The organism is Psychrobacter sp. GW64-MNA-CIBAN-0177, from assembly GCF_040309585.1.
Lineage (GTDB): Bacteria > Pseudomonadota > Gammaproteobacteria > Pseudomonadales > Moraxellaceae > Psychrobacter > Psychrobacter okhotskensis.
The window spans coordinates 365304-386609 of sequence record NZ_JBEOOY010000001.1 but is presented as its reverse complement, the minus strand read 5'-3'; the positions used below and the strand labels follow the sequence as shown (position 1 = coordinate 386609).

The window sequence follows — 21306 nt, the reverse complement described above, 5'->3', positions numbered from 1 at the left end:
CTATTTGGGTAAAGGCTAAGAGATATGAGAAAAGAAAATTTTCAATTTGGTGACGTAAATTTTAAATGGGGTGACAAGTTAGCTGACGTTAAGTCTCAACTCCCTGAGAAAGACACGATGACTCTTTCTAATGAGGCAAGCTATATGCCTGAAATAGTCACCATAAAACTACCTAAGTTTTGGACTCTTAATGTTGCTCACTGTCATTTTAGTGCAGTAGATGATGACCGACTGATTGATTCAATATGGATTAATATTCCAGCACAACTACTCAATAGGCAACAAGTTATTAAAAAGCTTACAGCCTATTTAGGACAAGGATCAGATTATTCCTCCGATAGCCATTACTATAGTGATAATGTAGTAGAACACTGTGAATGGGTATTTGATAATTATAGAATTAGCGTCAGTATGTATGGTGGCGTAAGAGAGGAAGACGATGAAAGAATTATCGGTCGTTTGTCCATATGGTTGACTGACGTAGGGCTTTTAGATGCCTTATATTCAAAGCCCATAAGAGATATGGAAGCTAAAATGGTGGATCAAATGGTTCTTAGCTCTATTCAAGCCTTCCAGACGCAGCAGGCACAAGACATGCGCCGATCGAGAGAAAGAAACATGTTCCCAAATTATCCTGCTGACTTTGTTGTCCGAGCATTTGATGGACTGCATAAAGAAGCTCTTTTTCAGACCCCATTAGCGATACGATCAAGCATAACTGAATCTCAAATTTGTACGTGGCAATCTTTAGCAGGAGATTATTATCTGTCGGAATATTGGCAAACGGTAAAACTAGAAAAAGATCTTAACTGTAGTTGGAATAACCTGCTACCCACCAAGTTTGGTGGTGTCTGCTATGTCTCGATAGGAGGTTTAGTGATTACTGACGAGCATAGTAGACCTGAGACTAAAGTATTTATTAAGCATCTCGAAAAGATACTGGAGACTAAAATTAAATATAGAGAAAGTTATAGCGATTAGCAAGCGTAGGCTGGGTTTTTAACCCCGCGTTTTGACTTAATATTTTTAATTTCAATATAGATAAAGTTTAGCTTATCGTTGCTCCGAAAGTTCGAACAGACAAACTCTTTTTACTCACGTTCTAATACAATACCGTCAAAATAACCTCGCATACCACAATGCCGCTCTCTAAATTGATTATCAGGATCTGTTAACACTAACTGCGTTTTGCCTTTATGAGATGCTGGGTATAAATGCAATTCAGTAGCTTCGTTTTGCTGCTCATCACTGATAACCCAGTGATTCTGTGACCATGTTGCCTTACTAACTTCAATCTCACAGGTATGCGCATTGGTAAAAATTAAAACGCCTTCAATTATGGCAAGGTAAGGCTTGTTAGCGACTTTATGAATGGATATAGAGTTTTCAGCTTCTTCGGCATCATCCCAACGCTCAGTATCTGGATTATACATTGAGATTTGAGTAGACTCTGAAAATTTACCAAACGCATTTTTGCTAGGTAAATCGGAACGATTCGGCTTGTTTGAATCACTTTTAGACAAAGCATCATGACTTTTTTCTTCAATATACTCTTTATACTCACGGATAAGACACGATGTATCTTTACAGGTATTACGTTGGAACTTTAGCCATGTTCGTTGCTCATAAATCACCCAATCTTTACTGTCTTTATCATTTGACTCGTTAATGAGATCATTTTTATATTTCTTTGCCATCGCTTCATCAAGCTTGGATAGCTCAGTGCTTTCGCAAATGGTTTTTTCTACCCAAGTAGTCGCTTTTTTACAATCAAAACTTGCTGAATTTGCATAAGTAGATAGTAGACAAACACCTAAAGTGGTAATGATAGCTACGGCTGATTTTTTCATGTTATTCTCATCGTTTAATGCTTAATTTCGAAAATTGATACTATTGTTCTAAAGCTGAATATGAATATAGCATTGTCACTATTAAATAACCTATAAATGCTACGCTAAACCTATCAACGATAGTCATATCTATCACTCACACCATAAAAAGGGATTTTATAATGGTAGTGTTAAAAAAACTGTTTAAATGGATCGTTTTGCCTATTGTAGCGCTACTCATTATTATCAGCTTAGGCTTAGTGGTGACAGGCAACGCTTATATTTTTCGTGGCTTACAGCTCACTTATCTGAAAGGTGAAAATACCGCCAATATCGATGATTATATCGATTTTGATAACCGTACTATCCGCGCAAAAGATACTATTGAATGGGACAAAGATGCTAACTTTGGGCAAGTCAAACTTACGCCTACCTTGAAAAATGCTTTGGATACTGACGAAACCGTTGCCTTTGCCATTATCAAAGATGGCAAGCTGCTGTACGAAAATTATTGGCAAGGTTACAGTGCCGACTCGCATACCAACAGCTTCTCGATGGCAAAAACCGTCACCACCATGCTGTATCTCAAAGCCGTGGAAGATGGCTATATATCAAGCGTTGATGAGCCAATTACCAAGTGGCTACCTGAATATGCGGATAACAAGTATGCGCAAAATTGTACCCTCGCAGATTTCTCAGCGATGACTTCGGGCTATGATTGGACGGAAGATTATTACTTTCCTATCAATCCTACAGCCGAATCGTATTATGGTCATGATTTAGTTAAGCAAATGGTCAATCGTGACTTTGTTGAGCCTTGTGTTGACCAGTTTGAATACTCGTCCGGCGATACGCAAATGCTTGGCATAGCTTTGTCGCGTGCTTTAGAGCCGCATGGCTATACCATCTCTAGTTATCTAGAAGAGAAGTTTTGGCAACCACTCGGTATGCAAGGTGACGCTTATTGGTCGCTTGATGGCTCAGAGAGCATCGAAAAAGTATATTGCTGTCTCAATGCCAGCGCTTTAGATTTTGCCAAATTTGGGCAGCTATTATTAAACGGTGGCGAGTGGCAAGGCGAGCAGCTACTCAGTAAAGAACATGTTAAGTTTATGATTACGCCCAATGCCGCAGCATTTGCAGACGGGCAAGCGCAAGTTTACGGTCATTCGGTGTGGACGGATATGGACAGTCCGATTCCGTTTTATGCCATGCTGGGTCATTTAGGTCAGAGAGTATTAGTGCTGCCCGAAGAGAACGTAATTATCGTCAGACTTGGCAAGCAGAAAGGTTTGCCCACACCAATAGAGGGATTTCATTTAGAGCCAGATTTGGGTCAATATGTTACTGAGGTTAAAGTGATTTTAGATGGTTTGGCGGAGTGATGGGGTTGTTGGATGTTTCATCAATTAGTGGTTGTATGAGCTAACAACAACTGGCTCATACAGCCGTCATTATCATTGGCTCATTTTTTCAATATCACCTAATGTGAGACCAGTTTCTTGGGTGCTATAAATAACGATACTTTCATCGTCGATTTTACCACTTGGATTCAACATTGAAGTGCAACGCACCCGAAGCTAGATTTTACCTCAAGAGGTGTTCTAAACCCTAGCACCTTTCTAGGTCGATTATTTAAACTGTCTTCAATCGACTGAACTAAGTGCATGCATAGGTTATCCAGACGCATTGACTTCGGTAGAAACTGACGAATTAACCCATTGGTATTCTCATTCGTTCCACGCTCCCAAGAATGATAAGGCTGAGCAAAATAAATATCAGCCTTCAACGCTGTTGCCATCGTTTCATGGTCAGCAAACTCTTTACCGTTATCAAAGGTGATACTTAACGCCTGTTCACCTTTTAGCATGCCAATGCAAGCTTGTGTGACGGCTACTGCCTTGCGATTGGGTAGCGCTTTGATCTTAGTCTCTCGAGTTGTTCTATCCACTAGAGTGACAAGCACACCTTGATGTCCACGACCAACCACCGTATCCCCTTCATAATCGCCCATACGACTGCGCGCTTCAATGATACTGGGACGCTCAGTGATATCACAGCGGTTCGCTATCTTTCCGCGCCTATCATAACCTTGCAGACGGCGTTTCCTATAGCGCTTTTGACATCTAAGGGCGCTATGTAAGTTACCCCCTGCCTTTTTGTCAGTATAGATGTGTTGATATATCGATTCATGGCTTGGGACCTCTTGCCAACCCAGCATTCTCAGTCGCCCTGTGATTTGCTCAGGTGAGTAGTGCTTGCTGAGTAGATGATCAATATAGCACCAGCCAAAGCGGCTGATCTGTGAGCTATTCACAACTTTGCGCGCGTTTGCCAATCGATGGGCTTGTTTGGGGCGATAACCCCTTTGTCCCATGTTTCGCCTTATCTCTCGACTCACCGTTGATTTATGACAGCCAATAATTCTAGCTATTTCACTCATGCCTTTTTTAGCTTGCAATAGCGCTGATATTTGATATCTTTGCTCTTGGGTAAGATGTGTATAGTGTTTCATAACGTTCTGATATGTAGGAGTTGAAGTTTGAAATGCAACACGGCACATCTTACTCTTCAACTCATTCTTTTAAAACGTTGCACTTCTTATTTGAATCTAGGCCATTCATAACCAACCTACCGATACGATTACTGGCTTCTTGATTGCCTTGATCCGCGGCTTTTTTGTACCATTCAAATGCTTCATCATAGTCTTGTGGAACGCCGTAACCATTCTCGTAGAGACCACCAACATTAAGCTGTGCCATATCTGAATCTTGAGCGGCAGCTTTTCTGTACCAACCCAATGCTTTGGTGTAGCTTTGTGGCACACCTCTACCAAAATAGTACATTGTACCAACATTATTTTGAGCAAGTGCAGAGTCATTATCGGCTGCTAATAAATACCAATGCATTGCTTGTTTATAGTCCTGCTCGAAACCTTCTCCATTTTCATACATAATAGCGAGATTACTTTGAGCTGGTGCATTTCCCTGATTAGCAACTGGAAGTAAATATTTGCCTGCTTTTTTATAACTTTGTTCCGTACCTATACCCTCATAATACATGATACCAGTGTAGAATTGCGCTGGACTATTTCCTCTATCTGCAGCTTTTTTAAATAGGCTAAAAGCTTCTTTATAATCCTGAGGGACTGAATCGCCCTCATAGTAGGCGAGGCCGAGTTCGTACATTTCATTAGGGGTACTTTGATCTGATAGTACTGGTATGTTTGATGATTCCGCTGAACAAGCAGAAGCTATTAAGCTACTGGATAGCATTGTGGCTATTAGTAAAGACTGAATTAAAGGGGTAATTCTTCTTTGATACATTAAAACCTCATTAGGAAACTTTATTTTATTGGCTGATTTGGTCTCACTTGTTCATAAGTTTTACCCTGTGGTACGGGTATGCAGTCGACTTCTCTTTGAGATTGGCTCGGTTGGCAGTAAGGCATGGTTGCTATATATTCAAATACTATTGCGTAGCGATGCAGGCCATCAGGCAATGGTTTTAGATAAATATTACCCATATCAATAATCATGGGACTTTTTAAGTTATCATCTTCAGATTTTGCCATACCGTCAATTGCAAACAGACGCCTTTGATAACCTTGGGTATCTATCATGACACTGGCTTCTTCAGCTAACGCTTTAAAATAACCTTTGCCCATATTATCTGAATCTATCTTTTGCATTGAGTGTAATTCAAAACGGCCTGTGTTATCAGAGATGCCTTGAATGTCATCTGTTAAGTAGACGGTGATATTGCTAAGTGGCTGATCAGTTTGACTGTCAATTAGCTGTCCTTTTATAGAAGGTGTGACATAAAAGGCCTCAGGTTCTTGCGCAGTACAAGATGAGGTTACTAAAGCAGTTAGCCAAAAGATACTGAATAATCTAACTTTACTAGACGGCTTCATGGTCCACTCCATCTGGTAGTGGAATGCAATTTACCTCTTTTTGCGACTGATTAGATTGGCAGTAAGACATATCTTCTATATATTCGTTGTATTTATAGTTGTCTTCTAGCTGCACACCATCTGGTAATTTATCAAGATAAATTATACCCATATGTACGTACTCAGGGACCTCTGAAGCTCTTTTAGCTTTTATTCTTGGAAGACCAAAATTCCAGTAATCTTTACTCTTATAATCTTTTTTATATACGGTCATGTCGCTTTCACTTAGTTGTTTGGACTCCCAATCGTCAGTTGAAGAGCTCTTAATCTCAATAGCAGGTAGTCGAAAAAAACCGTCTTTGTCAGTTGTGGTAGATGCTGAACTGGTATATATAATACTGACATCACTGATGGGTTGCTCTGTAGTTTTGTCTAGCACTTGTCCTGTAACGATAGGCGTTAGATAGTGCGTAGTAGTAGGTTCTGCCTGACAAGAAGTTAATGAAGCTGATAATAAACATAGTCCAGATAATAATTGTATTTTCATACCTAACCTCTACTTACTAATGGGACAACTTTAATCATTGATAACCATAAATCAATGATTCCGCTGAACAAGCAGAAGCTAACAAACCACTGAATAGTATTTTAGCCAGTAATAAAGGCTGAATTAAAGGCGTGATTTTCCTTTGATACATTAAAACCTCGTTAGAAAATGCTATTGAACAGGCTGATTTGGACTCACCTGCTCATACGTTTTACCTTCTGTTACAGGTATGCAGTCGACTTCTCTTTGAGATTGAGTAGGCTTACAATAACCTACAGTCAAGTATTCAGTTTTATACTCAGCTTCTTTACCAGCTGGTACTGGCATCAGGTAAATTTTTCCCATATTGACATATCTTTTTTGACCATCGGCGCTAGTCGTGAAAGCTAATCCTCCATTCGTATATGACTTATATTCATAGCCTTCTTTAAATATTGCAAGACTCGCACCTCGCCTAGACCTACTCTCCTGATAACTTGGTTCGTTGAAAGTATATTCAACTGTAGTAAATGGAACAGTAAATCGACCTTGTTTATCAGTGTAGTCAAGAGCTTGACGATTGATCACAGTTTTGACACCTTCAATAGGCTGATTGGTTTGCTTATCAATGACCTGACCCGTGATCTGCGGAGCAACGTAGACTAGTTTTTTCTGACAACCCAACGTACTGATTGTTAAAAAAAGTAATATTGAGAGATATGAGGTTTTAATATACAAGTGAAGCCTGCTTATCTTATAGGATATTCAAATCTTTCAATAAATCTTAATCTATATCTTTCCTTATCATCCATTCCACCTATTACTACTGTGTATTTGTCGTTAGTCAAATTTGCATATTCGCTTTTTTTCAATCCTAGTAAATCATCATTCATACAGATACTTTCGCCCTCTTCTAATTTATAGTATTTTTGAGAGTTTGGCGATGCTTGCCAAATTTTTTTATTAGATAATGGGTCGTTTCCAAGTACTACATCCACATAAGATAAGTTTATAAACTTTAAATCATCATATTTCTTGGTTGATGTTAAGTATGCGGTTTCAAATTTTGGTAAAAAACACAGGCCTTTTTCATCGGTATTTACTAAACCAATAGCTCCACCAATCGGTGGTCTATGAGAAGGGTTACTTTCGCAGGCAACTAAAGAAAATAGCGCCGCTATAAGGGTTAATGACTGAATTTTACGGTAGTAAATTTGCATTTGAAGAGTCCTTTATGAAATTTGAGAGTATGCTTTTATAAATATCTTGATTTGTTCTATAAAGCATACCTGATTGACTCACAATTCTATCGATATCAGTATCATGAAAGTAAGAATAATAATCCGCAATAATATCGCCTTGCTGTTCCATATTATAATCGCTCAATGTCTTAGAATTTTCTAACACGTAGTTATAAGGATCACACCCATTCAATTTACACCACGGGTGTAATAGAGCGCCTTTTATCATCACAGAATAGCCCAACTGATGCTGCCAGACATGTACCATCTCATGTATGAATAGATGTCTTAAGCCTGCATCTTGAGGTACTAAATTTGAAAAATCATCTCTATACAAGCCTTTAGGAAAATAAATCTCGCCATTTGGCGTCATTACCGTATCGTCGTTCTGTAATCCAAAAGGTAAGAATTCATCGTTATGAATATAGACATCAGTATAATCAATTGAATTAGCAAAAACTAAACTTGCCATACTGATTTCGCCTGATGTTAAAGCTCGCTTAGTTTGTATTCCAAACTGCTTAGCCGTGTTATCAGGTATAGGCGTTAGAGTATGTGCAAAAATTTTAAAGTCCGACGTACTATTACCTATACTGGGTATTTTTATTTTTATTTGTTCAGCTTGTGACAACTCAATTTTTTCAGTATTTCCATTTTCATCTGTTTTGCCACTTATTGATCCTTGAGCATGCTCAATAATATATTCTAGTGATTTTAGTGGCTGTTTCGTTAATTCATCAATAAGCTGAATAACATCATTATATGTGTCATTACCCATTATCTTATCGAAATACTCTTTAGCCTCTCGCCTTATTACCTCAGCCTGCTCAACTCCCATCACATCAAATCCTGACTCTGCAAATGACTGCTGACTAGCAATCAGTTTAGCGCCGCAGCTGGTGACATCGCCGCCGCGTGCGATGGGTGCGCCATCGACGATAAAAGAAGCATCGCCACTAAGAATAGTGGTCACCTTTTTGCATTTCTTGCAGATGACTTTATCGCCTTTACGCGAGACTGGGATACCGTTATGAGTAGTATGCGGTGAGCCGGAGATGACCGTACCGCCATGAGTGGTCTTTGCGCCGACTGTGATATAGGCTGCCATAGTGCTACCTTGCTTAAACGTTTAAAGTTTGGACTTTTATAGCGGATCTATTATTTGCATCACATTATAGATGGTAAAAGCGTAAAATATCAAACTTAAGTTTGTCTAAATTTATGATTTATACGGCAAGCTCAGTCGGCGTAAACTATGAAAGATTTTGAAAAATTGAACACAAAAGAAAATTGAGTCCTTTTATTTATTATTAATAACAAGCAAAAATCTAACCTTCCATCTCTCCAATTAGCCACACAGACACGTCATCAATCTGCGCTGCCAACTCAGGATGTGCTGTGCATAACTCTTCAAACTTAGCTTTAATCTCATGTTTATCGTATTTAATGTCCGTCAATGTGTCTTTTAATAGGTCAATTAATTCAACGTTTAGCGCATCAGAGAAGATAACCACATCGCGTATCACTGCTTGCTTCACATCAAGGTGACAATCAATGATGCCCCAATCAAATCGCGTCTCAATGTGATGGGTAAATTCAGGGGTTTTACCAAAACGCCAATCCCAATCTGCCATTTGCTGATAGTATTTATTCAGGTTAGGTTGCTTGGCGAGACTGGCTTCATCCAATTCTTCTACTGGCGCAGTGTCGCCATAATCAGTGTCACGATAGTATTCGCAAAACGCCTCGATAATCGCCTCGGATAAAGTCTCGTGATTGATGTCTTCATTAAACTCAACCAAGTTGGCGACACGCGCACGGACAGATTTTATGCCTTTGGCTTTGAGCTTAAGCGGATGCGGATTGAGATAATCGCCCAGCTTTTGCATATTGGCATTGACCAATAATGTGCCGTGATGAAAGCTGCGATCAGCAGCGTGTTTAAAGGCGCTGCCTGATATCTTTTTATCACCGACTTGCATGTCGTTACGCCCAGATAAATCCGCGTCTATGCCCAGTTTCTTTAACGCATTAATAATGATGGTAAAGTTCGCTTCTTGGTCGTAGTCGGCTTTGGGCGATAAAAAGGTAAAGTTGGTATTGCCCAAATCATGAAATACCGCGCCGCCGCCACTTTGACGCCGCGCCAGAAACACATCGTCGGCTTCCATCTTATCGATTTTGCATTCTACCCATGGGTTTTGCGAGCGCCCAATGACCACGGTCTCGCTATTGCGCCATAAAAATAGCGTGTGTGAGTCGGGATTGAGGGTATTAAATATCCAATCCTCGGTGGCAAGGTTAAACCAAGGGTTGGTGACGGCAGACTTTAAGATGCGCAGTTTCATTTATCTGTCCTTTTTTAAGGTATGAGTTTAAGAGTTTTAAAATTAACAACTATTTTATACGGGTTAAAATAAAAAAAAGTTGGCAAAAAAATCTATAACTTTTACTGACTTTATGGAGTGACTAGGTATAATGCTACCTAACATAAGTTTGAGCGATTTTATATTGGATTAATGCCTACTAAAATGGTTTTTTATAACGTAGTAGAATCGCCCATAAAACACTCATTATTAAAATAGTGACACTCAAAAATGAATAGTACACCAAGGAAAGTCAAGTTCTCTACTATCATGAGCCTTCTAAAAAAGAAGCCAATTGCACTGTTTTTTGGATTACTATTTTCTTTTTTTGCCTTGCTGATGTTCGTTATTTTTACCCTGATATTCTCTTTTACGGGTAATGACAGTCCAAAAATAGACTATGAGTTAATCGACTCTCAAGGTATAGAAACGAGCGCTGAAGTCACTGATATTCAGGTCGAAAGCAACGTAACCATAAACGATGTTCATCCGACAATCATCTCATACCAGTACCTCAAAAATAATGAGGCAGTTAGGTCTAAATACAAAGTTCTGGAAGGTGAAAGAATCGAAGCGCTCCAAGTTGGCGATAATCTCGCTATTAAAGAACTAAATGGTCAATCAATCATACAGAATTTACAGCCTTACCGCTTTCCAGTGGCGCTACTTTTTCTGATACCTATACCGTTTATGCTATTTGGCCTGCCATTTTTAATTTATTTATTTATTAGCACCAGAAAAGAGCTAAAGCTCTACAAGTACGGGCAAGTTGCTACGGCACGTATCGTTTCTATGATGCCAAAATACGCCATTCCTATTATCAATTTAGGACAAGGCGTCATCGTGCATTATGAATATGAAACGAGAAGTGGCAATAAAGTGATAGGGGAATCGTTAACCACAGATTTCTCAATTATAAGTGATAAAAGAACAGGGGACGATATTCCGATCTTTGTAGCGGCGAACAATGAATATCAATCATGCGTCATTCCCAAGCTAGAATCGCTTCGCAATAACTGGGGTATTCATTTTGAATAAGAGTGTTCTTCATAAACCTCTCCTTTATTATGCAAAATATTCCTGAAGAATAGCCGCCATATTACGCTCAGCAAGTCCCGTGATAAAAACATACGGATTGACGGATTGACGCCAGCGCTACTAGGGATTAATGTGCCATCTCACTCAACCTTATAATCGACACAAATCACGCCAGTTAAACAGTCTCTATTATCATCCATTTTCCATGGCGAAGGTTTTTGCAATACTTCTGTTAATTGATAGCGGGGAATTTCCCAATCGTCTATCTTATTGCCATTATCATCCTTGTTTGGCACGGGATACTTTTTCTTACGCTTACTATCGGACAACGCCATAAAATCAAGAAAAGTGTGCGCGTCTTGAGCCAAGATACTACTCGGACGCTTGGCTAACTGCTGTATGGCTTGCTTGTACTTGGGATTAATAAACTCATGTATAGAGTCATCTGTCCATTGGGTATTGTTGGATCCGTAAAACAGTATATAACGGTACGTCGCAAATAAATTTTTGGCATCTTCAATAAAGTAGCTGTCTGGGTATGTTTTAACATAGTTCTCCCAAAACACAGCGCGGGCCATCACCTCGTCAAAAGACACCGCCACCGCACCATCATTCCAAAAAATATCCTGATTGTCTTTTGCCATACGCTGAATAAACATGGCTTGATCTGCAGGTAGATAAGGAGCAAATAGGTCTGCTATCGCCTTTAGATTATGATGAAATTTGAAGATGCCTTCGCCTAAATACAGCACGCTAACGTCAGCGTTACTCTGCACCAATTCACTAAGATATCGTTTACGTGGGCTCAGTGCTTTTAGTTGTTCAACGGATAATTGTTTGCCTTGATTTATAGTCTCTGCTACATCGTGAAAGCTTGCATAGTCCATAGAATCATTAGAACCCAAAAAACGTCCGTACAGTGCTTGATATTCTGTTAGCCATTGCAGGATTTCGACGTTCGCAGTCATTGGCAAGCAAGCATTTAATTGTCGTTGGATACCACGAATATCTTCAATTTTACTTTTGTCATCAATGTCCTTCATAGAAGCACTGAGCTTAGTGCACACCAGCTTATTTGTTAACTGTTTTTCAGACAATGCGACCAATGCATTAGTGAGTGCTCTTGGCGTTTTTGCTTCTATTAATGGCTGCGTGCTTGGCTGTTTTGCCGTTTGCGTGGACATTGATGACTTATTTAATGTATCTGAGTTATCTGAGTTGTCTGAGTTTTTTTCATATCAGATGGAGGTTGGCAAGCGCTCATAGCAAATAATAGGCTTACTCCCATCATGAGTGACAATGTGGTCTTTTGCATATGCGGTATCCTTTGAGTACGTCCTAAAAATGGTAGCCATCATAACCATTGTCGACTAAATAGTGTCAGTATACAGCGGCTATGTCAGCTGATGACATAATCAGCCAATATTATTAAAGTCATTTGCTTAATATCATCATAAGAGGACTTGAATAATGAGTATTATCAATACCGATATCATGCCATATCGGTGTTTTTGTTTGTAAAGTTGCCTTGGAATAGCCGAATGTGCCCCCTATAAAGAACACGGATTATCAATACACTGCTTAGTCATTAAGTGAGTAATCTGAATTAGGTTAGCGCTAAGAACTGAGCACTATTGCTCCATTATAAATCAAACTACTATTCTATTTTTATAACGAAAAACGAGGCATACCATGGCACACGATATTTTATTTGAGCCTGTAAAAATGGGCACACAAACGCTAAAAAACCGCATTATGATGGCCCCACTGACACGTCTGCGTGCCGTTGAGCCAGGCGATGTCCCTATCACATGGGCAGCAGAGTACTACTCGCAGCGTGCAGGGGCGGGCCTTGTCATCACTGAAGCGACGCAAGTATCGTTTCAAGCAAAAGGCTATGCAGGCGCACCAGGGCTACATACTCAAGATCAAGTCACTGCATGGAAAGCCATCGTTGACAATGTCCACGCTAAAGGTGGCAAGATCGTCGTCCAGCTATGGCACACAGGACTTGTCTCACATGAAAGCGTACAACCTGAACGCCGTGCACCAATTTCAGCCTCAGATGTCGATGTAGGTATCCGTACCTCATTGCGTGATAGTGACAACCAAGCCATTCGCGCGGATGCCACGCCGCCGCGCCCAGCCAGTCTTGATGAGATTCAGCAAGTGGTTACTGACTTTGCACATGCAACCAAGTGCGCGCAGGAAGCGGGGTTTGATGGTATTGAGATTCATGGCGCGCATGGTTATTTGCTGCATCAGTTTTGGGCCGAGCATACCAATCAGCGTGACGATGAGTACGGTGGCAGCCGCGAAAACCGCGCGCGTCTAACCTTGGACGTGATTGATGCTTGCGTAGAGGCATGGGATGCTGATCACGTGGGTATTCGTATTTCACCACTTGGCACGTTCAACAATGTTGAGGGAGGCTACGAAGAAGACGATAACATTTGGCTGATTGAGCAAATCAACAAGCGTGGTCTAATGTATTTGCATCTGTCAGAGCCAGACTGGGCAGGGGGTACGCCTTATAACGATGAGTTCCGCCAAAACGTACGTAATGCTTTTGGTCAACTGATTATTGCCGCTGGTGGCTATGATGCGGACAAAGCTGAGAAGAACATCAAAGCAGGCTATATCGATGCGGTAGCATTCGGTCGTGATTATATTGCCAACCCTGATCTCGCTGAACGTATTCAAGAGGGCGCACCGCTCAACGAGCAGCATCCAGAGAGCTTCTATGGTGGCAGCACGGTTGGCTACACTGATTATCCGTTCCTGAACCAAGCGTAAAGTCGCATCGATCAGCCTTAATGCTGAAAAGATGAGTAATAGCGTTATAGACAATAAAAAGCCACCTTACTATCATTAGTAGGGTGGCTTTTTTATGCTTATTTTTTGAGTATTTAGTGTTTTAACTATTTACCAAAATTACCGGTTTGATAATCGCGAAACGTTTGTTTTAATTCTGCTTGAGTATTCATGACAAAGGGGCCATAACCGGCGATAGGTTCGCCGATAGGTTCCCCGCTCAGCAGCAATAATTTAACGGGTGCTACTGCTTTTTCCGCATCAGCCGTTGCTGGATAAGCCAATTCAATAGTGTCCGTAGTATCCGTATTGACTGCCGCATCGGTCGTGATTATAGAGGTATTTTCATTTTGTAAGTCTGTGCGGGTTTTGCTAGGCGCTACAAACTGAATCAGTTGACCAGCTACGACGTGCGTACCATTGACCAACAGCTCGCCTTCTTGCACCAATAACAAAACATTATGAAGGTTCGGTATCTGTAGCGTCGTCGATCCTGCTGCCTGTAACTCGATATCCCATAAGTTAATAGGGCTAAAGGTGCTGGCAGCGCCGGTTGTCCCTTGCCAATCACCTGCGATAATAGCCGCTTTGCCAATCACGCTTTGGTTGATAGAATCTCTTTGATTGGTAGCATCTTTTTGACTGGTCACTTCTTTTTGGACGCCAGCATTGCTATCAGCCAGCAACTCGACAACCGGCATATCTGCACGCCTGATGGTTTGATACTTCGGGTTAGTCAGTTTGTGAGCACTGGGGAGGTTCACCCACATTTGCACCATACTAAAGACGCCACCGCGCTGACCAAAATCCTGCGAATGAAACTCTTCATGCAAGATGCCGCGCCCTGCGGTCATCCATTGCACATCACCTTCGAAGATAACACCATTGCCACCCGTTGAGTCCACATGACTGATTTCACCAGAGTAAGCAATGGTGACAGTCTCAAAGCCTTTGTGCGGATGCTGTCCGATACCATGAGGCTGTACGTGATAATCGGGGTTGGGCGCAAATTTCGTCGGCTCGCCATAATCAAACAATAAAAAAGGGTCGGTATGGCTATAATTAAAATTGGGATCATTCTCAAGATGGTTGATCAAGGTTTTTACATAAAAACCATCACCTACCCAATGCGGCGCTTTATCTCCATGAATATGTTTAATTGCACGCATTGTTCACCTCGCAAGCCCAAGCTTATTTTTAAAGTTGTTTAAATGGCTAATATATTTTTTATTATGAACATATAGTTTATTATGAATATATAGTGATTGTTCTTTTATTTTCAAAGTTATCAAGCTTCTTATGCTAAAAAAGGTCACTTAACGACAGTATTAAGTATCCTGTTTTATCAAACCATTTCACCGCACACAAAGCCACTGGCCCACGCCCATTGGAAGTTGTAGCCACCGAGCCAACCTGTGACATCCAATACTTCACCGATGAAATATAGCCCGTCCTGAAAGTTGCTTTGCATGGTTTTTGACGAGACTTCATCTGTATTGACGCCGCCACGGGTGACTTCAGCCGTCCGATAGCCTTCAGTGCCGGATGGTTTTAACTGCCAGCCGTTGAGCGTCACCCCCAGTTCGGTCAGACGTTCGTCTTTAATATTGGCAAGCTCGGTATCTTTTATATCGTCCCACAGGTGCGTCTGTAGGGCCGCCAGTAGCTTTTTGGGTAAGGCACTATCGGTATAGTCGGCCAAAACGGTACGGATGAGCTGCCTTGGATGCGACTTTTTATGAGCGAGGAAAAGCGCCGTCACATCGATATCTGGCAGCAAATTAATACGGATGCTTTCGCCAGTCTGCCAATAATTTGACAACTGCAACATGGCAGGGCCAGAGAGCCCGCGATGGGTAAACAGTATTGGCAACTTAAAGGAGATACGCTCATTACTGGCAATCACCGGCAGACTGATACCCGCCAAAGCACGGATAAGATCGCCGGTTTTATCCGTAAAAGTAAAGGGTACGAGGCTGGCATCAGTGGAGATGAGCTGATGGCCAAACTGCTGCGCCAATTCATAGCCCAAGCCGCTAGCACCCATGGTTGGGATAGACAGTCCGCCTGTCGCCACTACTAACGATTCGCAGCGGTAGCCTGTTTGCGGCAGCTTAGCTTGATTGCCTGATTCTTTTCTCTCTTGCTTGTCTTTTTTGCTGAGTTGCTTGGTTGTCAGTAATTCAAATCGGGCATTTTTATCATTTTTAACCGCTTGAACGCTTTCAACCTGCGCATTTAGCTTTACTTGCACGCCTACCGCGCTACATTCGTCAAGTAGCATGGTCAAAATATCTTGTGCAGAGTCATCACAGAACAGCTGCCCGTGCTCGCGCTCGTGATAGCGAATTTTGTGCGCTTCCACCATACCGATGAACTCCCAGCTGGGATAACGACTCAGTGCTGACTTACAAAAATGCTGATTGGCACCGATAAAGTGCTCAGGCTCGACGAAGTAATTGGTAAAGTTACAGCGTCCACCACCTGACATCAGGATTTTTTTACCCGCTTTATTGGCATGATCTAGGACCAATACGCGGCGACCACGGCGACCGGCCGTGAGCGCGCAATACAACCCTGACGCACCAGCGCCAATGATGATGACATCATAATAGGTATGAGAGTGTCCTGTACGCTGATTGTCCATTGCGATTGGTTCCATAAAGCGATAAGTTTAAAAAGGTAAAAATAATATGCCCAGCTTACTTTTATAGCTTAGGGTTTTGCCTATATTAGCCAAACATAATCTTTAGAGTGGCTATTGTCCATATTTAACCAGAGGTTACAAGGATTAAATCTCAAGGTCGTTAAAAGTCGCGATAAACAGGTTGTTAGAAACAGCAAGAAAAATTGATATCAGCCGTGCGTGATCTATCGATATGACTTTTTACTGACTATAGATTTTATAGCGAGTCACTAATGATAAGTTGTGCAGCGGAATTGTTATGATTGAGCGTTGATGCCTTGCAACCGTTGCGCTAATTTGTCAAACTATCATTGAGTGTCACACATTATGGAAGATGACCCTTATTGCCTCTATAGCTACTCGTTATTGACGATCCGTTATACAGGTCATAATAATTAGAAGAGGACGATGACTATGACTCAAAAATCATTTCCCGTTGCAGCTGAGTTTGCCGCTGCTGCCAATACGACAGCTGAGCAATACGCTGCAGACTATAAAAGGTCTATCGAGTCGCATGAAGCGAACGACGCTTTTTGGGCTGAGCGCGCTGAGCTGATTGATTGGATCAAAAAACCCACCAAGATCAGCGACGTTAATTATGATTTAGATGATTTTCGTATCAAGTGGTTTGAAGATGGCGAGCTGAATATCTCAGTCAATTGCCTCGATCGACATCTAAAAAACAACCCTTACAAACCCGCTATTATTTGGGAAGGTGATCATCCCTCCCTACACAAAATTATCTCCTTCAAAGAATTGCATGCGGCGGTATGTCGCCTAGGCAACGCGATGCGTAAGCTTGGCGTCAAAAAAGGCGATCGTGTGACCTTGTATATGCCCATGATACCAGAGGCGATGATCGCTATGCTGGCATGTGCACGTATCGGTGCTATCCATTCTGTAGTATTTGGCGGCTTCTCTGCTGAGAGCTTGGGCAATCGCTTGATTGATAGCCAGTCCAAAATTGTCATTACAGCTGATGAGGGGCTGCGCGGTAATAAGCATACGCCGCTCAAAGCCAATGTCGATCGTGCCTTGGATATGGATGGCACAGACAGTGTAGAAAGAGTCGTTGTTGTGCATCGTACGGGTAACTCTGTACCGATGAGTGGTCGCCGTGATATTTGGTATCATAATTTGGTCGACGGTGAGTCAGAGCAGTGCGAACCTGAGGTGATGAATGCCGAGGATCCGTTGTTTTTATTATACACTTCTGGCTCGACAGGTAAGCCCAAAGGCGTGCTGCATACCACTGGGGGCTATATTACTTATGTGCTATCGACCTTTCGAGACGTCTTCGATGTCAAAGAAGACGATGTCTTTTGGTGTACAGCCGATGTCGGTTGGGTGACTGGTCATACTTATGCGACCTATGCACCGCTTGCCAATGGCACGACGACGCTGATGTTCGAAGGAGTGCCAGAGTATCCAACTTGGGCGCGTATTGGTCATATTATCGACAAGCATGATGTGACTATTTTATACACCGCACCGACGGCTATTAGAGCAATGATGAAAGAGGGGGATACCTTCGTTCGGGAGTCGGATCGCTCAAGCTTGCGCTTGCTTGGGTCAGTTGGGGAGCCGATCAACCCCGAAGCGTGGGATTGGTACTATCACGTCGTTGGTGATGGCAAATGTCCGATTGTCGATACGTGGTGGCAGACCGAGACGGGCGGTATTCTCATGGCACCAATACCGGGCACGGTCAATATGAAGCCGGGCGCTGCGATGAATCCGTTGTATGGCATCAGACCAGAAATCGTCGATAGTGACGGCGTGGCACTCGAAGGCTCTGCTGAAGGCAACTTGGCTATTAATAGTAGCTGGCCGGGACAGATGCGTACCATCTATAATGATCATAAGCGCTTTTTGCAGACTTACTTTACAGAGTATCCGGGTTATTATTTTACCGGTGATGGCGCGCAGCGTGACGAAGATGGACACTATTGGATTACCGGCCGTGTCGATGACGTGCTCAATGTCTCTGGACATCGATTGGGTACGGCAGAAATCGAAAGCGCCGTAGTGGCTCATCCTGCGACTGCGGAGGCCGCTATTGTCGGTATGCCGCACGATATTCGCGGTATGGGGATATGTGCCTTTGTCATTCTCAAGTCGGGTGAAGCCTCAAGCGAGTCGCTAAAGGCGGAGCTAAACCGTCATGTGCGTGCAGAGATTGGGCCGATTGCCAACTTGGATGCTATCTATATCGTCGATGCGCTGCCAAAGACCCGCTCGGGCAAAATTATGCGCCGCATCTTACGCAATCTTGCCGCTGGGCAATATGTTGGACTGGGGGATTTGTCTACCCTTGCAGACAGCTCAGTCATCAATCAACTGGTCGAGGTGGTCAAAGCCGAACGTGCGGCATAGTGGTCATGAGCACTTGATAAATAAAATAACATCTACTTTATAAATGTTCACATAAGCCATGCTATTAAAGGTAGCATGGCTTTTTTACGCAGAGGTTATTGATATTAGGGCCTATTAAAGGTTCAATATTATCTAAAAACCAGCCAATCAAAAGTAATATGCTATGCTTATAAATGCTACTTTCTGACGACTTATATTGAATCAACGATATTGTAAAAGGCCTACTGTCATTATGACTGATCATTCTGCACCCTCTGCACATACCTCAGTACCAAAAATCGCCATTATAGGTGGCGGTTTGACGGGATTGTTTACGGCCACTTTGCTTGAGCGGGAATTGGCTAAGCGTCAAGAGTCAAAGGTACAAATAACCATCTTTGAAAAATCCCGTAGCGTGGGGCGTCTGGCGACTCGCTACCGTACCGATGAAAAGACGGGCAACAACTGGCAATGGGGCTTTGGCGCGCAGTGCTTTACAGTCAAAACAGACCGTTTTAAACAATTTATCCGTCCTTGGCTTGATAGTCGCCTATTGCAGCCGTGGCTTGCGCAAGTGGTTCATTTGACTCTTGCTAATGAAGATGAACAGACACCTCAAATCGAGCCAAAAGAGCAGTGGGATACAAAGCATGCACGTTATATCAGCACCCCAAAAATGACCAGCTGGGGGCGTGCATTGGCCGATGAGTTGCAGCATACCCGCATAGCATTTAAAACCCGTGTCGCGCCATTACATAAAGCGCATTTCGTAGAAGAAAATAGTGCTGATAGCAAAACGGAACTGTTCGATGAAGAGGGCAACAGTCTTGGCGGCTTTGATTGGGTGATTTGTACCGCGCCAAATGCTCAGGCGCTAGAGTTGATGGCAGATAGCGGCTTTGCGAGACAAGCTGATATTACTAAGCCAAAAATGCAGGCGTGTTATACATTGATGCTAGGCTGGGATGAGGTGCCACAGTTACCTGCGATCTTTACGAGTCAGGCATCAGTAAGATGGGATGTAGCCTACGTCAATAATTCGCCATTAGATAGAATATTCATTGAGCATCAAAAGCCTGCTCATAGTGCACTACTGCCAAGCGTGACTATCCATGCGCGTAATGACTGGTCAGAAACCCATGTCGATGAGGATATAGAGACCATAAAAGCGCAATTACTAACAGCGGCCAAACAAGCGCTGAATTGGAGTGCTCAAACCGCACCTACCCAGATCGATTGTCATCGTTGGCGTTATGCAGCAACGATTGTCGATGATAACAAAAGTCTGGGCATTTTGGTCGATCAGCGGCATCAATGGATCGTGAGTGGCGATTGGTGTGGACACGGCAATATCGAAAGTTGCTACAAAATAGCAGCAGAGACGGTTAGGGCAATCACTGAAGGGATGTAATGATGAGTAAGGTTTGGTTAGTCTAATCAATTAATGAGCAATGCATCATGTCAAAAAAACTATGTTCGTTAATAAAAGCACACAAAGCAAAAGCTGCGTGCTGATTAAAAATACTCGCATTCATTAACTTATCGAATAGTGCTTTTGGCTGGTTCATAGTAGTTTGATTCAAGGATTTTTACATCGATGTGGTCATGATAGACATCTACGTAAAGAAGAGGATTGTCATCTACTACTATTTTCTTAGCATACTGCGGTATGCTACCTGAGGTGAGAGATTTTTGCATCTTTGCTCGCGCCTCTTTAGTGCTAAACAAGCAGTCTGCCTCATCTTCTCTGTCTTCCTTATTGTAGACATAGAAGTTTGCTCTATCTTGCCTTAGAATACTGGCAACTGCGGTATTGCTATAGTTTTTCGCTAGTAATGCACCGCTTGAATTGTACTTATCACTATCGGAAATTCTGGTGGTGTAACTACACAGGTAATCGCTAGCATAAGAAGGGGTGATAAATACGAACAATGAAGCTAATAAAAGGGCTTTAGTTGTCAGTGATTTCATTGTCTCTACCTCTAATTGATAAGATATACTATTTTTAGCATATAAAAATTAAATTTCCAAACTATATTTGGTAGATGAAGCATTAATCAATAAATTACAGACAAAAAAGAGCCCACAGAGGAGGTGCTGTGGGCTGAGGAAAACTGATCGTGTAGATGGACTACAGGGCAGTGATAGTAACTTGTTATTATTGGTTTTCTTGTTATTGGTCTTCTTTGCTATTGTTCAACTGAGATTAGGGTAATCATTGATAATTCAATGCGTATATATATCTGCTTACAATTCTAAGTGTACAACTGTTTTATTAGCCTCGCTATCATAGCGTAAATAATTCTTATTTGACTCTTTTGGTTACATGACATTACGTTTTTAGGTGATCTCATACATTGTCATGTTTTGAAAAACTTTTATTCAATAAATAATCTCACTTACTCAATGACAAGTATTTATGGCGTACCAAGGTTAGGTGCAGTACATGGCGCTATAAGCCTTTCAGCTTTTGTTAGTCAATAATTGGTGTTCTAAAAAAAAGGTAATTGACGTTTTTGAGTATGAAAAAAAACAATACATAAAGAGATGGCATGA

19 protein-coding genes are annotated in these 21306 nt (G+C 41.9%); 6 read left to right on the top strand and 13 right to left on the bottom strand.

Translation table 11 applies throughout. From position 1 onward, the window contains the following. The first annotated feature begins 24 nt into the window (after positions 1–24). Entirely contained in the window at positions 25–981 is a 957-nt protein-coding gene (locus AAEY79_RS01540) for a hypothetical protein (RefSeq protein ID WP_201578293.1), read from the top strand. A 110-nt stretch (positions 982–1091) separates the two neighbouring features. On the opposite strand, the gene AAEY79_RS01535 is transcribed toward AAEY79_RS01540, so the two are convergent. Beyond that, complete coding sequence (locus tag AAEY79_RS01535; protein WP_025651883.1) at positions 1092–1850, bottom strand: lysozyme inhibitor LprI family protein; 759 nt, start codon at positions 1848–1850, stop codon at positions 1092–1094. Between the two features lie 161 nt (positions 1851–2011). Between AAEY79_RS01535 and AAEY79_RS01530 the strand changes: the two genes are divergently transcribed. After that, positions 2012–3214 carry a serine hydrolase gene (locus AAEY79_RS01530; protein WP_201582468.1) on the top strand — a complete coding sequence of 401 codons (1203 nt, stop codon included), beginning with the start codon at positions 2012–2014 and terminating at the stop codon, positions 3212–3214. 167 nt (positions 3215–3381) lie between these two features. On the opposite strand, the gene AAEY79_RS01525 is transcribed toward AAEY79_RS01530, so the two are convergent. From AAEY79_RS01525 to AAEY79_RS01490, 8 genes are all read right to left on the bottom strand, one after another. Further along, the gene (locus tag AAEY79_RS01525; protein ID WP_201582222.1) at positions 3382–4344 is read right to left on the bottom strand and encodes an IS30 family transposase; all 963 of its coding nucleotides are present in this window, start codon (positions 4342–4344) and stop codon (positions 3382–3384) included. A 61-nt stretch (positions 4345–4405) separates the two neighbouring features. Continuing rightward, positions 4406–5155, bottom strand: coding sequence for a tetratricopeptide repeat protein (locus AAEY79_RS01520; RefSeq protein ID WP_201582467.1), 750 nt, complete (start codon positions 5153–5155; stop codon positions 4406–4408). Between the two features lie 20 nt (positions 5156–5175). Further along, positions 5176–5745: a hypothetical protein gene (locus tag AAEY79_RS01515; protein WP_025651886.1), complete on the bottom strand. Its 570-nt coding sequence runs from the start codon at positions 5743–5745 to the stop codon at positions 5176–5178. Beyond that, positions 5732–6271 carry a hypothetical protein gene (locus AAEY79_RS01510; protein ID WP_025651887.1) on the bottom strand — a complete coding sequence of 180 codons (540 nt, stop codon included), beginning with the start codon at positions 6269–6271 and terminating at the stop codon, positions 5732–5734. Before AAEY79_RS01510 ends, AAEY79_RS01515 begins: the two co-directional genes overlap by 14 nt. 171 nt (positions 6272–6442) lie before the next feature. Further along, on the bottom strand, positions 6443–6988 hold the full coding sequence (locus AAEY79_RS01505) for a hypothetical protein (RefSeq protein ID WP_025651888.1): 546 nt from the start codon (positions 6986–6988) through the stop codon (positions 6443–6445). Between the two features lie 11 nt (positions 6989–6999). Further along, on the bottom strand, positions 7000–7470 hold the full coding sequence (locus AAEY79_RS01500; protein WP_025651889.1) for a hypothetical protein: 471 nt from the start codon (positions 7468–7470) through the stop codon (positions 7000–7002). Next, positions 7451–8599 carry a PAAR domain-containing protein gene (locus tag AAEY79_RS01495; protein ID WP_025651890.1) on the bottom strand — a complete coding sequence of 383 codons (1149 nt, stop codon included), beginning with the start codon at positions 8597–8599 and terminating at the stop codon, positions 7451–7453. Before AAEY79_RS01495 ends, AAEY79_RS01500 begins: the two co-directional genes overlap by 20 nt. A gap of 220 nt (positions 8600–8819) precedes the next feature. After that, on the bottom strand, positions 8820–9839 hold the full coding sequence (locus tag AAEY79_RS01490) for a lipoate--protein ligase (RefSeq protein ID WP_025651891.1): 1020 nt from the start codon (positions 9837–9839) through the stop codon (positions 8820–8822). Between the two features lie 249 nt (positions 9840–10088). Between AAEY79_RS01490 and AAEY79_RS01485 the strand changes: the two genes are divergently transcribed. Beyond that, entirely contained in the window at positions 10089–10895 is an 807-nt protein-coding gene (locus AAEY79_RS01485) for a DUF3592 domain-containing protein (RefSeq protein ID WP_352286954.1), read from the top strand. Positions 10896–11035: 140 nt separating this feature from the next. Here AAEY79_RS01485 and AAEY79_RS01480 read toward each other — a convergent pair whose 3' ends face one another. Beyond that, on the bottom strand, positions 11036–12079 hold the full coding sequence (locus AAEY79_RS01480; RefSeq protein ID WP_350588298.1) for a hypothetical protein: 1044 nt from the start codon (positions 12077–12079) through the stop codon (positions 11036–11038). A gap of 508 nt (positions 12080–12587) precedes the next feature. On the opposite strand from AAEY79_RS01480, the gene AAEY79_RS01475 reads away from it, so the two are divergent. After that, on the top strand, positions 12588–13691 hold the full coding sequence (locus AAEY79_RS01475; RefSeq protein WP_025651894.1) for an alkene reductase: 1104 nt from the start codon (positions 12588–12590) through the stop codon (positions 13689–13691). Positions 13692–13816: 125 nt separating this feature from the next. Here the strand turns inward: AAEY79_RS01475 and AAEY79_RS01470 are convergent, their stop codons facing one another. Both AAEY79_RS01470 and AAEY79_RS01465 read right to left on the bottom strand, forming a co-directional pair. After that, the gene (locus AAEY79_RS01470; protein ID WP_350588299.1) at positions 13817–14878 is read right to left on the bottom strand and encodes a pirin family protein; all 1062 of its coding nucleotides are present in this window, start codon (positions 14876–14878) and stop codon (positions 13817–13819) included. 176 nt (positions 14879–15054) lie between these two features. Beyond that, complete coding sequence (locus AAEY79_RS01465; protein WP_201567564.1) at positions 15055–16356, bottom strand: NAD(P)/FAD-dependent oxidoreductase; 1302 nt, start codon at positions 16354–16356, stop codon at positions 15055–15057. Between the two features lie 453 nt (positions 16357–16809). Between AAEY79_RS01465 and acs the strand changes: the two genes are divergently transcribed. After that, positions 16810–18771: an acetate--CoA ligase gene (gene acs, locus AAEY79_RS01460; RefSeq protein WP_101211653.1), complete on the top strand. Its 1962-nt coding sequence runs from the start codon at positions 16810–16812 to the stop codon at positions 18769–18771. A 232-nt stretch (positions 18772–19003) separates the two neighbouring features. Beyond that, positions 19004–20161: an NAD(P)-binding protein gene (locus AAEY79_RS01455; RefSeq protein WP_352286949.1), complete on the top strand. Its 1158-nt coding sequence runs from the start codon at positions 19004–19006 to the stop codon at positions 20159–20161. Positions 20162–20289: 128 nt separating this feature from the next. Here AAEY79_RS01455 and AAEY79_RS01450 read toward each other — a convergent pair whose 3' ends face one another. After that, positions 20290–20721: a hypothetical protein gene (locus AAEY79_RS01450; protein WP_025651900.1), complete on the bottom strand. Its 432-nt coding sequence runs from the start codon at positions 20719–20721 to the stop codon at positions 20290–20292. Positions 20722–21306 lie beyond the last annotated feature (585 nt).

Bases quoted from the DNA above. Each gene is read 5' to 3' on its own strand.
- AAEY79_RS01495 (WP_025651890.1), bottom strand. From the start codon at position 8,599: ATGGCAGCCTATATCACAGTCGGCGCAAAGACCACTCATGGCGGTACG.
- AAEY79_RS01520 (WP_201582467.1), bottom strand. From the start codon at position 5,155: ATGTATCAAAGAAGAATTACCCCTTTAATTCAGTCTTTACTAATAGCC.
- AAEY79_RS01515 (WP_025651886.1), bottom strand. From the start codon at position 5,745: ATGAAGCCGTCTAGTAAAGTTAGATTATTCAGTATCTTTTGGCTAACT.
- AAEY79_RS01500 (WP_025651889.1), bottom strand. From the start codon at position 7,470: ATGCAAATTTACTACCGTAAAATTCAGTCATTAACCCTTATAGCGGCG.
- acs (WP_101211653.1), top strand. From the start codon at position 16,810: ATGACTCAAAAATCATTTCCCGTTGCAGCTGAGTTTGCCGCTGCTGCC.
- AAEY79_RS01455 (WP_352286949.1), top strand. From the start codon at position 19,004: ATGACTGATCATTCTGCACCCTCTGCACATACCTCAGTACCAAAAATC.
- AAEY79_RS01485 (WP_352286954.1), top strand. From the start codon at position 10,089: ATGAATAGTACACCAAGGAAAGTCAAGTTCTCTACTATCATGAGCCTT.
- AAEY79_RS01480 (WP_350588298.1), bottom strand. From the start codon at position 12,079: ATGTCCACGCAAACGGCAAAACAGCCAAGCACGCAGCCATTAATAGAA.
- AAEY79_RS01450 (WP_025651900.1), bottom strand. From the start codon at position 20,721: ATGAAATCACTGACAACTAAAGCCCTTTTATTAGCTTCATTGTTCGTA.
- AAEY79_RS01535 (WP_025651883.1), bottom strand. From the start codon at position 1,850: ATGAAAAAATCAGCCGTAGCTATCATTACCACTTTAGGTGTTTGTCTA.
- AAEY79_RS01470 (WP_350588299.1), bottom strand. From the start codon at position 14,878: ATGCGTGCAATTAAACATATTCATGGAGATAAAGCGCCGCATTGGGTA.
- AAEY79_RS01475 (WP_025651894.1), top strand. From the start codon at position 12,588: ATGGCACACGATATTTTATTTGAGCCTGTAAAAATGGGCACACAAACG.
- AAEY79_RS01465 (WP_201567564.1), bottom strand. From the start codon at position 16,356: ATGGACAATCAGCGTACAGGACACTCTCATACCTATTATGATGTCATC.
- AAEY79_RS01530 (WP_201582468.1), top strand. From the start codon at position 2,012: ATGGTAGTGTTAAAAAAACTGTTTAAATGGATCGTTTTGCCTATTGTA.
- AAEY79_RS01510 (WP_025651887.1), bottom strand. From the start codon at position 6,271: ATGAAAATACAATTATTATCTGGACTATGTTTATTATCAGCTTCATTA.
- AAEY79_RS01525 (WP_201582222.1), bottom strand. From the start codon at position 4,344: ATGAAACACTATACACATCTTACCCAAGAGCAAAGATATCAAATATCA.
- AAEY79_RS01490 (WP_025651891.1), bottom strand. From the start codon at position 9,839: ATGAAACTGCGCATCTTAAAGTCTGCCGTCACCAACCCTTGGTTTAAC.
- AAEY79_RS01540 (WP_201578293.1), top strand. From the start codon at position 25: ATGAGAAAAGAAAATTTTCAATTTGGTGACGTAAATTTTAAATGGGGT.